Source organism: Panacagrimonas sp., from assembly GCF_965216805.1.
GTDB lineage: Bacteria > Pseudomonadota > Gammaproteobacteria > Nevskiales > Nevskiaceae > Panacagrimonas.
On record NZ_CBDCGN010000003.1, the window covers coordinates 1 to 16,657 of the forward strand.

General features: G+C 63.1%; 3 protein-coding genes, 1 pseudogene and 1 other annotated feature. Of the genes and pseudogenes, 1 reads left to right on the forward strand and 3 read right to left on the reverse strand.

Annotation, left to right across the window (positions count from 1 at the left end; genetic code table 11):
* A pseudogene (locus ACOOHP_RS13385) lies at positions 1-740 on the reverse strand (IS3 family transposase); the annotation flags it as partial.
* Positions 701-8,986 carry a tandem-95 repeat protein gene (locus ACOOHP_RS13390; protein ID WP_420468710.1) on the reverse strand — a complete coding sequence of 2,762 codons (8,286 nt, stop codon included), beginning with the start codon at positions 8,984-8,986 and terminating at the stop codon, positions 701-703. The pseudogene ACOOHP_RS13385 and the gene ACOOHP_RS13390, both read right to left, overlap by 40 nt.
* Before the next feature lie 231 nt (positions 8,987-9,217).
* Here ACOOHP_RS13390 and ACOOHP_RS13395 point away from each other — a divergent pair.
* Positions 9,218-10,443 (forward strand): IS3 family transposase gene (locus ACOOHP_RS13395; protein ID WP_420466000.1). Its coding sequence is split into 2 segments (ribosomal slippage): positions 9,218-9,503 and positions 9,503-10,443, totalling 1,227 coding nucleotides; the frame shifts between segments, so codons are not numbered across the junction.
* Positions 9,496-9,612, forward strand: a sequence feature (AL1L pseudoknot). (Overlaps the previous gene by 117 nt.)
* Here ACOOHP_RS13395 and ACOOHP_RS13400 read toward each other — a convergent pair.
* Positions 10,407-16,496 (reverse strand): Ig-like domain-containing protein, encoded by a 6,090-nt coding sequence (locus ACOOHP_RS13400; protein WP_420466996.1) that lies wholly within the window; start codon positions 16,494-16,496, stop codon positions 10,407-10,409. The genes ACOOHP_RS13395 and ACOOHP_RS13400 overlap by 37 nt on opposite strands.
* Between the last annotated feature and the right edge of the window lie 161 nt (positions 16,497-16,657).

The window sequence follows — 16,657 nt, forward strand, 5'->3', positions numbered from 1 at the left end:
GATGCGCGCTGGCGGCACGGCCTCAAAGCGCGGCTCATTAGCCACGCGCAAGAGCTCGGCACGCTCGGCCAGGCTCAGGGCATGCGCCGGTGTGGGTCGGACGGCCTGGGGCCTTCCATCGCCGTCCACGAGCCCCCCGCACGCTCTCCAGCGCTGCAGGGTGCGGGTGTCGATGCCCGCGGTGTCGCACGCGGCGTGCAGCCGGGCACCGGCACCCTGGGCGATTTGAATGTTGTGGGCCAGGCGTTGGCGATCTTCGAGGTCGATCATTCGTCCTCTGCCTTGTTGAAGATCGCCGCGAGTTTTTTTGAAAGGACCAGCAGAGCCGCCGTCTCCGCCAGCGCCCGGTCCTTGCGCAGCAGGTCGCGCTCCAGCTCCTTGATGCGCTTGCGGTCCTGTCGCGTCGCCTGCGGACTGGCACGGGCTTCTTCGGGTTCCGCCAGTGCGGCCGTTGCGCTGGCCCGCCACTTCTCCAACTCCGTCGGAAATACACCCTGTTCCCGGCACCACACACTCCGATCCGCTTCGGCCATCGGTGCTGTTGCAATCACCGCCTCCAGACGCGATCCCGCGGTCCACGTCCGAGCCTTCACCGGCCCGGACTGCGTCTGCTCTCGCCAACGCTGCAAGGTCTGGGCACCCACTCCCACTGCTAACGCCACGTCTTCCACCGCCGCGCTTTCAGGCGGCAACAGCCGCGCTACCGCGCGGTCCTTGAATCCTTGTCCGTATCGAGCCACGTTCTACCTTCATTGACGCCCCCAGGGATGGTCCTATCAAGGCGGCAACTATTCTGACGCGGGGGGGAGGGCCCGAAGGTGCCCGCCGGGATCAGGATCAGATCGTCATAGCCGTCGCCATTGAAATCGCCTGCTCCGGAGACATCGAATGGGCCTGTAGTTGCAGAGGACGACAGCACGAATCCATTGCCGCCATTCAAGGTGCTGAGGTCCAGAGTTGCTGGGCCTGCACCAGAACGGCCGAACACGACGTAGCTTAGATCCGTCCCGTTGAATCCCTGCCCGACGATGAGATCCGCCAAGCCATCGCCATTGAGATCACCAGCAGAGGATACGGACCAGCCCAGGTTTTCAGATTGGGTCGTCCCGAAAATCCGGAACCCGTTACTGCCATTCAAATTTGAAAGATTGACACCTGAACCCAGGCCGCTGCCTCCAAACACCACATAGTTGCCACCGATCTGAGCCGTTACCCCGCGCGAGAGCTGATAATTCGCAATGATCAGATCATCGAATCCATCGCCGTTGAAGTCACCAATCGACGATACCGCCCGACCGATCTGATCGTTTTCCAACTCCCCGGCAATCTGGAATCCCGAAGCAGCGTTCATCGTCGTCAGATTGATGTCGGCAGCGAAGGCGCCCGGCCGTCCGTACACGACGAACGCGCTTCCTGAGCCGCTCAGGCCATTGGCGGCAAACCGTTCTGCGCCGATCACCACATCTGCATAGCCGTCACCATTGACATCGCCCGCATCCGAAACCGAACGCCCCGGGAAGCTCCCGCTTGGCGCCGTGACCCGGAAACCGTTGCTGCCGGTCAATCCGTTGAGACTGATATCGGCGGGCAGCGCCGAGCCGCCAAAGACGACAAAACTCCCTCCGAATGCGTTGGCAGGGTTCGTCAGATTCGTGAACGGCGCCCCGATGACCACATCCGCGAATCCATCGTTGTTGACATCGCCCGCACCGGATACGGACCAGCCGGCCCCGGCATCGGCGGCGGGGCCCGCGATCCGGACGCCGCTACCGCCCAATCCCTGACTCGCGGACATGCCACCGGCAGCGCCATAAATCACATAGCTGGTCCCCGAGTTGACGCCATTCGAATCACCGTAGCGAGCACCGATGATCACGTCGTCAAAGCCATCGCCGTTGACGTCCCCCGCACCGGAAACAGAATGACCCGTTTCTGTAAAAGTGGCCTCGCCCAGCAGCCGATACCCATTGCTGCCGTCGAGATCGGCCAGGTTGATGTTCTCTACAAACGCCGGCGGCGGCGGGGCCACGTTGATGCCGCTGACGTCGATGCCGTTGCGCACCAGCAGGCGGGCTTCGCCGTCCGAGTACAGCGTGTAGTTGCCCCCGCTCTGGAGATTGGCGCCGATAGTCGCAGCACCCTCGTTGGTCCAGATTCCGGCCGACGTCACCACCGCGTCGCCGGCTCCACCGTCCACTCGCAGCAGGTTCGCCTGACGGTTCCCCGCGTTGTCGGTGAACGCGCCGGTGAAGCGAAACAGATCGGCCGCGTTCAAGGTCAAGGTCGCACTGCCGCCGATGCTGCCAAGGTCCACAACCTCAAGATTGGAGAAGGGGCTGCCGGTGGTCAGCCCCGGCGCGTCGAAGCCATTGCGTTCGGTGAGATTGAGGCTGCTGTCGCCCTCAATCTGTAAGGTGTCAAGGCCGGAGCCGCCGTCTACACGCCGGGTATCGTTAGCATCGTGTTGGAACGTATCGCTGCCCGAACCGCCAATCAAGACATCGTTTCCACCGAGGCCAACCAGTTGGTCGACGCCCCGACCGCCAATCAGCACGTCGTCGAGCCCGCCGCTGAAAAGCCCATCGTTGCCAGCGCCGCCGACAATCGTGGAGGCGGGTTGGGTGGCCGCGCCGATGATGTCATTGCCACCGCGACCATCCGCACTGTTTTGACCGGCAATGAGGGTAATGTCGTCCGGTCCATCGGTCCCCACCACATCAAACCCACCCGCGGGTGTGGCGAAGCCGTAGATCACGTAGCTGCTGCCGGCATCGGTTCTGCCGCCGGGATCGGCAGCGGACGCGCCCACAATCAGATCATCAAAGCCATCACCATTGAGATCACCGGCGCCGGACACCGCGCCACCGATACGCTCACCCGCGGTGCTGCCGCTGATGCGAAAGCCGTTGCTGCCGTTGATGGCGTTGACACTGATACTTCCGCCCGCACCGACGTTGCTGCCACCAAACAGCACAAAGGCAGCGCCCTCGTAGCCGGGTCCAGCAGTGGTGGCGCCGAGGATCAGATCGTCAAAGCCATCGCCATTGACATCACCGGCCGTGGCCGTTGCGCCGAAGGAAAAGCTCGAATTATCGACCCCGGTCAGTTGAAAGCCGTTGCTGCCATTAAGGCTGGAGGAACTGAGATTGCCGCCCGCCAAGGGTGCGGCGCCGCCGAAGACAACGTAGGCCGTGTCGCTGTCACCAAATACGATCACGTCATCGAAACCATCGCCGTTGACGTCACCGGCGCCATGCACCGACGCCCCGGAAAAATTCCCTGCGGTGTCGCTGATCCGGAAGCCACGCGTGCCGTCGCCACCGACGAGGCTAGCCAGATTCAGGCTACCACCCGCGACGGACGCGGCACCACCAAAGACCACAAACGCGCCGCCCGCAGTAGTTGGTGCGTGAACGATCAAATCATCATAGCCATCTCGGTTGAAATCCCCAGCGGATGCGACGGAATTACCCACTGCGCTGTTCGTAGTGGGGCCGTCCAAGCGGATGCCGTTACTGCCATCAAGTGACCCGACATTGAAGCTGCCGCCTTCAATGGCCGCGGTGGTGCCGTAGACCACATATGCGGCGCCGGTGGCTGCGTTTGTTCCAGGAGCCCCGACGATCAGATCGGCCAGGCCATCGCCGTTGATATCGCCCGCACTCGAAACCGATAGGCCGAAAGTAGAATATGCAGACCCCGCGCTGAAACGAACACCGTTAATGCCGTCCAGCGCGCTGAGCGCAAGGGTTCCGCCGCTGCCAACCTGCGCGTTACCGAATACCAGGAAGCTCTCGCCCGCACCTGCACCCACCAAGGGCGCGCCAATGATTACATCGGCGTAGCCGTCGCCATTGAAGTCGCCGGCCGAAGATACGGATCGACCGGCACTACCATTTGCGGAAACTCCGCCGAGCTTGACGCCATTGCTACCGGCGAGTGTGCTCAGCAACAGGTTGCCATTCGTTCCGATTGCGGAGGCCGAGCCAAACACCACATAACCCGCGCCAGAATTGGCCACCGACCCGTCGCCAAAACTCGCGCCAACGATCACATCGTCAAAGCCATCGCCATTGACATCGCCCGCGTCAGATACCGCGAAGCCGCTCAGGTCGCCATTGGCCACGCCCTCCAGCCGAAAGCCGTTGCTGCCGTTGAGGCTGGACAAGGGAATGACGCTGATGGCTTCTTCGACATCCGTCACCGTCACCGTGACGGCCTGCGTGTCCTCTTCGGTGCCGTCGTAGACGCGCACGGAGAAGCTGTAGACGTTGTTGGTGTCCGCGTCCGCCGGCGCCTCGAAGTCCGGAGTAGCGGCAAAGCGGATCTCGCCGCTGCTGTTGATCGTGAAGTCGTCCGCGTCCGTGCCCATCAGGCTATAGGTCAGCCCGTTGAGGGGCGTGTCCACGTCCGTCGAGGTGACCGTGGTGACGACCGTGGCCGTGGACGTGTTCTCCGCCACCAGCAGGCTCAGCGGATCGCCGTTATTGCTGATGATAACCGGCGCGTCGTCGACGAAGCCGATGAAGATGTCGGTGGAGGCCGAGTCCATCAAGGCGCCGCCGCCGGTGTTGCCGTTGTCATTGACGCTGAGCGAGAGCGTGATCAGCGACGGCGGGATGTCACTGCTGTTGATGTAGCTGAGCGTGCTGGTGCCGCCGCTGCCCAGGAAGCTGTTGATCTGGGCCAGGGTGCCGCTGAAGCTCAGGGTGCTGGTGCCGCTGCCGGTCAGATTGGTGATGCCGCTGTTGCCGGCGGTGGCGGTGAGCGTGCCCACCGGCCCGCCCACATTCTCCGAGAGGTTCAGCGTGACGCTGAGCAGGCCGTTGCCGGCATCCACATCGCTGACACTCAGGCCGGTGCCCTTGAGATCGAGCGCGGTCTGCTCGATGGCGGTGTAGCCATCCTCCGCGATGACCGCGTCCGGCGCGTCGTTGACCGGCGTGACGTTGAACGTGAGCGTATCCGGAGTCTGGTCGGTGTTCTGGCCGCCGTTGGCAGTGCCGCCGTCGTCCACGACCTGAAAGGTGAAGCTCGCATAGCCCACGCCATTGGCGTTGAGCGCCGGGGTGTAGGTGAGGTTGGGGATGTCGGCGGCCGCAATCGATTGACCTATGGTGACCGCCCCGCCTGACAGCAACAAGGTTCCGGCAGCGGGCAGCGTGGTGAGGATCACGGCCTGCAAGCTGTTGGCTGCGGGAAAGTCGCGGAGCTCAAAGAAACCGAAGTCCGCGGCGGTGAAGGCGCGGGTGGTGTCTTCGTCGAGCGTGAGCGTGGTATTCGTGCCGCTGGGCGCGTCGTTGACCGGCGTGACGGTGAGCGTCACGGTGACCGTCGCGGAATCGAAGGTTCCGTCCGTGGTGCGATATTGGAAGCTGTCGGTGCCGTTGAAGTCGGGATTCGGTAAGTAGGCGAAAGAACCATCGGCATTCAACGTCAGCGAACCGTTGGCGGTGCCCGAGACCAGTTCCGCCTGCAAGTCGTCGCCGTCGGCATCGGTGTCATTGCTCAGGACACCTGTCAGCGGCGGGACTATGAGCGAAAGGCCTTCGAGCACACTGTAGCTGTCGGGATTCGCGACCGGCGAGTTGTCATTGAGGTTGTTGACGGTGACGGTGATGTCTTGCTCGGTGTCGTTCAGGCCGTCGGTGGCGGTAACGGTGAGGTTGTAGGTGTTGTCCCCGCCCACCGGCATTTCAAAGTCTGGCGCGGTATTGAACGCCAGTGCGCCGGAGGTAGGGTTGAGCGTGAACCGCGCCGCGTCGGTGCCGCTGGTGATGGTGTAGGTGACGCTGGGGCCGTCGGCATCGGTTGCGTTCACCGTGCCGACGCTGGTGAGGTTCTCGTTGATGCTAAAGCTCTCCGGACTCTGGAATACCGGCGCATCGACGTTGACCGGCGCCGTGCCAAAGATGTTGGCTTCGCTGAAGTTCCCGGCGGTGATCCCGGACAGCACCACCACGTCGTCGCCCGCGGTCAGGTCGGTGCCACCGTTGCGGTTGTTGAACAGGTAGCCGTTGGTGTTATCGAAGGCGAAGTGATAGAGCACGCTGCTGTTGTCGAACGCGGCGTCGGCGGCCACAGCGGCGGCCGCAAAGTTGGCGACAGCGATGGTGGTCTCGGTGTAGTTGATCGCGCTGCCGATGACACCGCCGAAGTCGATGGTGTCCGTGGCCACCAGGAAGCCGGTGATGGTGTCGGCGCCAGCGCCCGGCGCGCTGTTGCTGGTAAACGCGCTTTCGTTCGCGTTGAGGATGTTGAAGCGGTTGGTTCCGGTGCCGCCATCGAGGCTGTCACCGCCTGCGCCGCCGCTGAGGGTGTCGTCGCCGGTGTCGCCGTTGATGGTGTCGCTGCCGCTGCCGCCAGTGAGCTGGTTGGCAGCGGAGTTGCCGTTGATGGTGAAGGCCTCGGTCTGGCCGGTGAGGTTGATGACGGCCGTATCATTAAAGGTGGGATTTGGGATGCCGCCTGGAGTTGGGATGTCGCCTCCAGCGGAGCCTGTGGCTTCGACGGTTTCCACACCGACCAGTGCGGCGTCGTTGGCCTGGCTGTAGTTGGTGCGGGCTTCCAGCGTATCGCTGCCATCGCCGCCATCAATCAGCGCGTCGGCGCTGTCGCCCCGGATGGTGTCGTTGCCCGCGCCGCCGAGGAAGCTATCGATGCCGTCGTTGGAAGCGATGAGGCCGCCGGCAAGGACGTCATCACCGCTACCACCGACGATGAAGTCATTGCCCGAGGTGCCAACCACGTTGTCGTTGCCGTCGCCGGTGTTGACGTAGTAGTCACTGCCCACGATGGAGCCGCCACCGGAGCTGAAGTCGAAACTGTCCACGCCACTGGTGCCGAGGAACACCTGGGTGAAATGATCGCCGCGCGCGATGCCGCTGATGGCGTCGCGCACGTCGAAGGTGGTGCCTGTGGGCGCGATGAAGCTGATGCCTTCATCGTCGGCATACCCCACGTTGCCTGCGGGGTTATCGGTGCTGCCGGTTTCGGCTTGCAGGCTGACGGTGTTGCGCGTGTTGGCATTTGCGCCGGTCAAGGCGCCGTCTGCAGTGGTGCCGGTGCCGGTGCCGTCGCCCGCATTGGCGCTGGTGAGGGTGACGCGAATCTGCGTGGCGTCCGTGCTGCTGACGTTGACCACGTCATTGCCGCTTCTGATCCTGTTGTTGGTGATGATTTCTGGGAGGATGCTGCTGGAAGTCTCGGTGCCCAGATCAATTTGATCGCTGCCGTCAGTGGCGAGGTTATAGGTGCTGACAGTGTCGTCGCCGCTGCCGCCGAACAGAACGTCGTTGCCGGTGCTGCCGTCGATGGTGTCGTTGCCGGTGCTGCCGTCGATGGTGTCGTTGCCGCTGCCACCGCGGATGGTGTCGTTGTTGGAGCCGCCGATCAGCACGTCGGCGTTCTGGCCACCGGTGATGTCCAGGGCTTCGGTTTGCAGGCTGAAGTCCAGGTTGATGTCGGTGGGCCCGTTGCCCACGGTGACCAACTCAACGCCGGTGAGATTGTCGTTGGACGGTCGGTAGCTGATGAAGCCGGAGTTCATTCGAAGGGTGTCTGTGCCTTCACCGCCGTCAACTTGGTTGCTGTCGTAATCAGCGGCGCCACTTGGGTTGCTGAACACCAAGCTGTCATTGCCGATACCGCCAAACAAGTTGTCGCGACCATTGAAAATGATGAGTTCGTCGTCGCCTTCATTTCCGCGAATGACATCGTCTCCAAAGCCGCCGGCGAGTACATTGTTCCCGGCATTGCCCAGCACCGTGAACCCTTCGCTTTGTTGGGCAAGACTGATATCGGCGTTGGCAGTCCCTGGCGCGGCCGCCACGGTTTCCACGCCCAATAATCTGTTGTCAGAGGGGATGTAATTAACGGCAATGGCGCTGACCACCACCGTGTCGTTGCCATTGCCACCGTCGATGCTGTCATTGGTTTCCACACCGACAAAGCGGTCATTGCCCAGCCCGCCGATGAGCGTGTCGGCGTCGCTACCGCCTTCGAAGTAGTCGTCCAGGTCGCCACCGGTCAGGTTGTCATTGCCGCCAAAACCGTAGAGGGCGGCGGGTAATGCGGCATTGAACGCAGGGTTGTTGAGCGCAGAGAACGTGTTGGCGGCGCCTGTGCCGACATAGACGTTGGCAATGGGCGCAGTCAGGTCGCCGGTATCCACCACCTCCAGCACACCGGCCAGCTCGGTGGTGGGCTGTTCCGTGGGCGTGTAGGTGAAATTGGGCGCAGTGCCGGTTGCGGTTTGCGTGGTGACCGCGTCTGTCTCGTTGTTGCGTATGCGCAGGCTCAGCGTATCGACGTCCTCCGCGGTGTAGGTGATGGAAGGCCCCAGCACCACGTTGCTGACCACGGGCGCAGCATTGAGCTCGGTGAGGTCGATCGTGCGATCGACGATGTTTGAAAAATCCACCCCGTCAAAGACGTTGAAGCTCACCGTGCGATCCGTGGTGTTGGGGCTGTCGCTGGCGTTCCGGTAGGTGACGCTGCGCAGTGCGGCTTCGTATTCGGCCACGCTGGCGCTGCCCGTCAGCAGGAGCCTTCCTTGGACGGCGCTAAAGCTGCCGCTGATATTGGCGGTGTTGGTAAAGGCCAGCAGATCCTGACCATTGACGTAACCGCTGCTGATACGGACGACGGCCTGGATCAGGTTGGGGCTGTCGACATCGCTGAGCGAGAGGCCCGGGTCGATGACGGTGGCGGGGTCGTTCTCGGTGTAGCCGAGAGCGCCGACGGTGGCCGTGGTGACGATCGGCGCATCGTTGACTCCCCTCACGTTCACCGTCACCCGCTCGGTATTGCTGACGCCGCTGTGGTTGTCGGTGACGGTGAGGTCGAAGTATTCCGTAGCGATCTGACCCTGACCCAGGGCCTGCACGGCGAGGTTGCTGTTGTCGAGCGTGTAGGTGTACGTGACCGAGCCGAGCGCCGCATCGCTTGGCGGTATCAGGTCGAGGACCTCCAGGGTGCCGCCCAAGGGGTTGTCGGCGTCGGGGGCAAAGCTGGCGGTATGGGTATCGGCCAGATCAGGGTCATCGAAGTAGACGGTGAAGGGTTCGGTTGTCAGCGTCGCGGCGGCGTCCTCAGTGGCACCAAATGCGAAACTGTTGAAGATCAGGGACCAGTTGGTCAGGGCGCCACCGTCGAATGATAAAGTATGAACCGCCCCGGGAATCTCGGAGGCTCCCTCACTTGAGAGAATGGAGCCATGACCAGAGCATCGAAGTATTCCCCGGAAGTGCAGGAGCGCGCGGTCCGGATGGTGGCGGAGCACGCGGCGCAGCACACCTCGCAGTGGGCGGCGATCGAATCGATTGCCGCCAAGATTGGTTGTACGGCCGAGACGCTGCGGCGCTGGGTGCGCCAGGGCGAGCGTGACGCCGGCGTGCGGCCCGGCCTGACCACGGCCGAGGGCGAGCGGATCAAGGCGCTGGAGCGCGAGGTCCGTGAACTGCGCCAGGCCAATGAGATTTTGCGCAAGGCATCGGCGTATTTTGCGCAGGCGGAGCTCGACCGCCCGTTCAAACGATGAAGGCGTTCATCGACGAGCATCGCTCGGTCCACGGGGTCGAGCCGATCTGCAAGGTGCTGCCGATTGCCCCGTCGACGTACTACGCCCACGCGGCTCGCGAGGCAGACCCACAGCGCCGTTCTACGAGGGACCAGCGAGATCGAGCGCTGGTGCCGGAGATCGAACGGGTCTGGAACGAAAACTTCCAGGTCTACGGCGTGCGCAAGGTGTGGCGGCAACTGCGGCGCGAAGGCTTTGATCTGGCCCGCTGCACGGTGGCGCGCCTGATGAAGCGCCTGGGCTTGCGTGGCGTCATCCGCGGCAAGTCGGTGCGCACGACGGTGAGTGATGCCAACGCACCTTGCCCGCTGGATCATGTCCGTCGTCACTTCAAGGCGGATCGGCCGAACAAGCTGTGGGTCTCGGACTTCACCTACGTGTCGACCTGGCAGGGCTTCGTCTACGTCGCCTTCGTCATCGACGTCTTCGCCCGGCGCATCGTCGGCTGGCGGGCTTCGTCCTCGGCGCGGACCGACCTGGTGCTCGACGCGCTGGAGCAGGCGCTGCATGAGCGCAAACCGGTCGGCCCGGATCGGCTGGTGCATCACAGCGACAGAGGTGTCCAGTACGTGTCGATCCGCTACACCGAGCGTCTTGCCGACGCGGGTCTCGAACCTTCCGTGGGCAGTGTGGGCGATTCCTACGACAACGCGCTGGCCGAGACCATCAACGGCTTGTACAAGGCCGAGGTGATTCACCGGCGGCCTTCCTGGCAACGCCGCGAAGACGTCGAGTGGGCCACGCTGCAGTGGGTGGACTGGTACAACAATCGCCGACTGATGGAACCGCTTGGCAACATCCCACCCGCCGAAGCAGAAGCTGCCTACTATTCACAAATCCCGAGTCTCGCCCTCGCGGCGTGACTCACAACAACGAGCCTCCGGGAAAACCGGGGCGGTTCAGTATCTTCAATACGGAGCGTCCAGGTGCCATTGGGATCGCGCCCGTCAAACACCGACAGCGGATTTAAAGGTGTGTAATTGCCCGGCGTTGTGATGGGTGAACCTGGGATGCTGTGGATGGGTATCCCAGCTTCGTCGTCCAGCAGAACGTCCAGGTTGTCATTAGGTTGGGGCGTTAGGGAGTCAAGTCTGTCGAACAACAGAGCACTGGTGCCATCCGGCGCGATCAGGGTGATGACCAGATCCCTGATATCGGTGTGCAGCAGATCGAGGTCCAGATTCAGGTCGGTGATGGCGGTGAACGGCAGGCCGGATACTTCCAGAGTGGATTCGAGTTCGACGATGCCAGTGGCCAGTATCGCTAAATCGTCCGTTTGCGTGACGGTGGCCTGAGGTGTCAGCAGACTAACCACGGGGTTGTCATTGCTGCCGGTGATGGTGACGGTGACGGTGGCATCGTCAGTAGGCCCGCTGCCGTCGCTGAGGGTGTAGGTGAATGTGTCGGTGGTACTGGTGCCTTGGGCCAGATAGTCGAAGACCATTCCAGGGTTGTAGGTATAGGCGCCGGTGTCGCTGAGCATCAGCGTGGCGCCGCTGGCGAGCGTGATCTGCTGGCCCACATTGGCGGCATTGCCGTTGACGGCGGTGATGGTCAGCGGCGTGAGTGTGCCGTCGGCATCGGTATCGTTGGCCAGAACGCCGTTGGCGGCGACGTTGAGCGTCGTGTTCTCGCCGGTGCTGCCGCTGTCGTCGTTGGCGACCGGGTTGTTGTCGTCGATGTTGTTGACGGTGACGGTGATGGGCTGCGGCGTGCTGTTGGTGCCGTCGCTGGCGGTGACGGTGAGGTTGTAGGTGTTGTCGCCGCCGACCGGCATTTCGAAATCTGGTGCGTCGATGAACTCCAGAGCGCCGGTGCTGCTGTTGATGTCGAACAGTGCCGCATCGGTGCCGCTGGTGATCGCGTAACTCACCATCGGGCCGTCGGCGTCGGTGGCGTTCACCGTGCCGACGCTGGTGAGTCCCTCGTTCAGATCGAAAGTGGTCGGACTCTGGAATACCGGTGCGACGGTGTTGGGCGGTGCCGTGCCAAAGATATTGACCTGACTGAAGTTGGCAGCGGTGATGCCGGGCAGCACCACGACGTCATCGCCCGAGGTCAGGCTGGCGCCACCGTTGCGGTTGTAGAACAGGTAGCCGTTGGTGGCATCGAAGGCGAAGTGGTACAGCACGCCGGCATCGACGAACGCAGCGTTGGCGGCGGCAACAGCGGCGGCGAAGTCGGCCACCGCATCGGTTGTTTCGCTGTAGCTGCCTGCGGTGCCGATGACATCGCCGAAGTCGATGGTGTCGGTGGCGAGAAAAGCGATAACGGTGTCGGCCGCGTTGCCCGGTGCAGTGTTGCTGGTGAACGCGCTTTCGCTCGTGTTGAGAATGTTGAAGCGGTTGGTGCCGGTGCCGCCGGTGAGCGTGTCCCCACCCAGACCGCCGGCGAGCATATCGTCGCCGCTGCCGCCGCGGATGGTGTCGTTGTTGGAGCCGCCGATCAGTACATCGGTGTTCTGGCCACCGGTGATGTCCAAGGCTTCGGTTTGCAGGCTGAAGTCCAGGTTGATGTTGGTGCGCCCGTCGAGCACAGTGACTAACTCAACGCCGGTCAGATTCTCGTTGGGAGGGCGATAGCTGAAATTGCTGCGCTCGATGCGCAGGGTGTCTGTGTCCTCGCCACCGTCGATCAGGCTGTTGTCGTAATCAGCTGTGCCGAGGAAAACCAGGGTGTCACTGCCACTGCCGCCAAATAGCGTGTCGCGACCGCCGATAATTCTTAATACGTCGTTGCCTTCATTTCCGCGAATGACGTCGTTACCGTTGCTGCTGGTGAGTGTGTTGTTGCCGGCATTGCCCAGTACCGTGAAGTCCTCATTTTGGAGCCCAAGGTCGATTGAGATATTGGCACTGCCCGGCGCTGCGACTACGTTTTCAACGCCCGACAACGTGCTGGGAAAATACGTTTGCTGACTCGTGGTTACCACCACCGTGTCGTTGCCTTCACCACCGTCGATGTTGTCATTGGATCCGACACCAGAAAATGTGTCGTCACCTAGCCCACCGACGAGGATGTCGGCGGCGGCGCCACCATCGCTGCCTGCATCGATGTAATCATCCTGGTCGCCCCCGGTCAGCCTGTCATTTTCAAGAAAACCGTAGAGGGCGGCGGGCAATGCGGCATTGAATGCAGGGTTGTTGAGCGCAGAGAAGGTGTTGTCGGCGCCGGTGCCGACGTAGACGTTGGCGATGGCTGCGGTCAGGCCGCCGGCATCTACCACTTCCAGCACACCGGCCAGCTCGGTGGTGGGCAGTGAGTCCGGCGTGTAGGTGAAATCAGGCGGCGTGCCGGTGGCGGTTTGCGGTGTGATCGCGTTTGTATCGTTGTTGCGTATACGCAGGCTCAACGGATCGGCGTCGTCGGCGGTGTAGGTGATGGAAGGTCCCAGCACCACGTCACTGACCACGGGCGCGAGGTTCTCGTTGACGTCGTTGACCGTGATCTGGAACGTTCGCGTGAATGTGGCGTTGCCACTATCGGTAACCTGAACTTCTATTTCGTGTTGTTCGTTGGTTTCAAAGTCCAGACCGGTGCCGGTGGCCTGCACCTGATTGCCGACGATCTGGAAGCGTCCACTCGCATCGTCGAGCAGCGTGTAGGTGAAGGTATCGCCCGCATCCACATCCGTAGTGCTGAGCGTGCCAACGACGGTGCCGGCTGCCGAGTTCTCGTCAATCTCGAGATTGTTCAGAGCGATAGCTGTGGGGGCGTCGTTGACGCGGGTGATTTCGATGAAGCGGCTGGCGCGGTCTGAATCGGTGAGTCCGTCGTTGACAGTGAGGTTCGCCCGACGTCGGTCGGTAGGATCGTCGCTGGTGTTCTGGTAGGTCACGCTGCGCAGGGCCGCTTCGTAATCCGCAATACTGGCGACGCCGATGAGCGTCAGCGTGCCGTCGGTGGTATTGAAGCTGCCGGTGATGTTGTCGGTGTCGTTGAAGGCTAGGAGATCTTCCCCGCTGATGTAGTCGGAGCCGAGCCGGACCGTGGCAGAGGCCAGCGTGGGACTGTCTACGTCAGTGATGATGAGATCGGGGTCTATGGCAGTGGCGGGATCGTTCTCGGTATAGGCGAGATCATCGCGTGTGGTATCGACTTCGGGCGCGTCGTTGACGCCGGTGATGGTGAACGTCACGTTGGCAGTGGTGCCGTCCACTGAGGTGACGGTGAAGGTGTCGGTAGCCGTTGCATTGGCACCCACGCCCAGATGCTGGGTAGCGGCGTTGGATACGGTGTAGGTGTAGCTGCCATTGGCGTTGAGGCTCAGGCTGCCCAGTGGCGTGCCGACCGCGCTGACGCTGGTCTGGAACATCGCTTGCGCGGCGCCGTCTGCATCGCTGATGGGAATGCTGCCGCTGGCGACCAGATTTTCGCTGCCATCAACATCCAGGTCTTCAGTGACGCTGGCATTGCTGGGCGTGCCGATGATGGCGGCATCGGTGACAGCGTTCACGGTGACGCTGACCGTGGCTTGCGAACCGCCGTTGAGGGTGTAGGTGAAGCTGTCGGCGCCGTTGAAATTGACGTCAGGCGTGTAGCTCAGGCCGGTGCCGTTACCGCTGATGGAGACACTGCCGTTATCGGGCTGGATCACGCTCTGGATCAGCCTGGGGCCGCCGTCAGTGTCCGTATCGTTGGCCAGAACATTGAGCGCGGTGGCACCGCTGTCTTCATCGACGGTGGCGGCGTCATCAACGGCGACCGGGGCGTCGTCAACGGGACCCGGGGGTTCGTTGACGGCATTCACGGTGATGCTGACCGTGGCTTGCGAGCCACCGTTGAGGGTATAGGTGAAGCTGTCCTGGCCGTTGAAGTTGGCGTCCGGGGTGTAGCTCAGGCCGGTGCCGCCGCCGGTGATGGCGACGCTGCCATTGGCGGGCTGGACCACGCTCTGGATCAGCCTGGGCCCGCCGTCGAAATCCGTGTCGTTGGCCAGAACATTGATGGCGTTGGCGCCGCTGTCTTCCCTGACGGTACGGCTGTCGTCGACGGCGACCGGGGCATCGTCGGCGCCCCGGACGGTGAACATCACGCGGGCCGTGGTGCCGTCCACGGCAGTAACGGTGAAGGTATCGGTGGCCGTGGCGTCGGCGCCCAGAAACTGCGCGGCGGCATTGGAGACGAGGTAGGTGTAGCTGCCGTCGGCGCTCAGACTCAGGCCACCCAGCGGCGTGCCGACTGGCGTGACGCTGGTCTGGAAGCGGGCCTGTGTGGCGCCGTCATCGTCACTGATGGGGATACTGCCGCTGGCGACGAGGTTGCCGCTGCTGTCGACATTCACGTCTTCTGTGACGCTGGCGTTGCTGGGCATGCCGATGACGGCCGCAGCGTCCACCCCGGCCACGTCGATGATGACAGTGGTGGGTGCGCTCAGGCTGTTGGTGCTCTGACCGTCGCTGGCGATATAGGTAAAACTGGCTTCGCCGGCGAAGTCTGGCGTCGGTGCAAAGCTCACGCTGCCGTCGGGGTTGAGCGTCACCGTGCCGCCGGCACCGTCGCTTACGCTGTCGATGAACAAGGCCTGAGCTTCCGCATCGCCATCGTTGGCCAGCAGCAGCGACGCGGCGTAGGTGATGGGAATGTTCTCGACCGCGCTCAGGCGATCGGCCGCGGTCAACGGCCGGTCGTTCGCAGCGCTGATAAGCACCGCGAGGTCCTGGCTGTCGCTGAGGCCGTCGGCATCGGTCACGCTGAACCGGAACGTCTCCTGCGCGTCGGCGCCGAGCGCGTTGACGGCTTGATTGTCGACCGCGTAAACGACTTGGCCCGTATCGCCGTCGAAAAACACGCTGCCGTACTGACCGATCAGGCGCTGGTCAAAGGCCTGTCCTTGGAATGAGAAGCTGCCGGTCTCGGCGTCCTCCAGCGCATAGGTCAGCGCATCGTTCTCCGGATCGCTGGCTTGCAGGAGCTGCTCGTACTCCGGGAAGCTGTCTTGCTCCGGCCCTTCGACGATCAGGACTGCAGACGGCGCTTGCAGGACCGGCGCTTCGTTGACGTTGCCGAGATCGATGCGGACGGTGGCACTGTCGGAGAGCCCGGCGGCGTTGCGGATCTGCACGCTCAGGTCGAAGCTCGATGTGGTCTCGAAATCCAGCGCGGCGCTGTTGGCGACGGTGATGGCACCGGAGTCGGGATCGATCGCAAACACGCCGCCGGGATCGCCGCCGGTGATGGCGTAACTCAGGACATCGTCGGCGTCCTCGGCGGTTACCGTGCCGACGATCGTGCCGTTGGCGCTGTTTTCGTCAAGCTCGAGGCGGGTGTCGTTTGCCACCGGCGGGGTGTCGTCGAGATCGCTGACCGTGACCGTGAGGGTCTGCACGGCGGTGTTCTGCCCATTGCTGGCGGTCACTTCCAGGCGGTAGACATTGTCGGCCCCGGCCGCGGTCGGACTCTCGAAGTCCGGCGCGGCAAGAAAGCTGAGCGAGCCGGTATTCGGGTCGATGGCGAAGCGTGTCGCGTCGGCGCCACCGCTGATGGAGTAGGTCATCACAGGACTGCCGGCGTCCATTGCCTGGACCGTGCCGACGGCGGTCGTGTTCTCGTCCACCGTAAAGGTCGCCGGGCTGGCGAAGACCGGAGCGCTGGCGGGCGCCGCCGAAGAGTCGCTGTCATCCAGGAGCAGGAGCGTCACGCCGACCGCACCGGCCCCGAGGACGAACCGCTCGAAGGTCTCGGACGCTGGCATGCCGCCGCCCGCGGACGGCGTCAGGGCCGGCATCGCGGCCGGCGTACGGTCGCCAGCGTCGTACGCGATGGTCGCGCCGGGAGGAACATCGACCGGGAAGGTGGTACCCGCAGGGTCGGTCAGGATCACGAGGTCGCCGGTGGTCGCAACCTCTACCCCCGCCGGCAGAATCAGTTCTTCACCCGGCTTCAGCCGGAGCAACTGGCCGGGCAGGAGGGTCACTTCGCGTACACCTTCTGCGTTTCGAATCAAGACTTTGAGCGCCATCACTTTCCCCGGGCCGGCGCGCCTTCACAGGCGACGCATTGGTGAGCACGGGATCGTGGGCGGGGCGAGGACCGAAGTCCTCACGGAAGCATCTTGGATTTCTCACGGATTTCTCG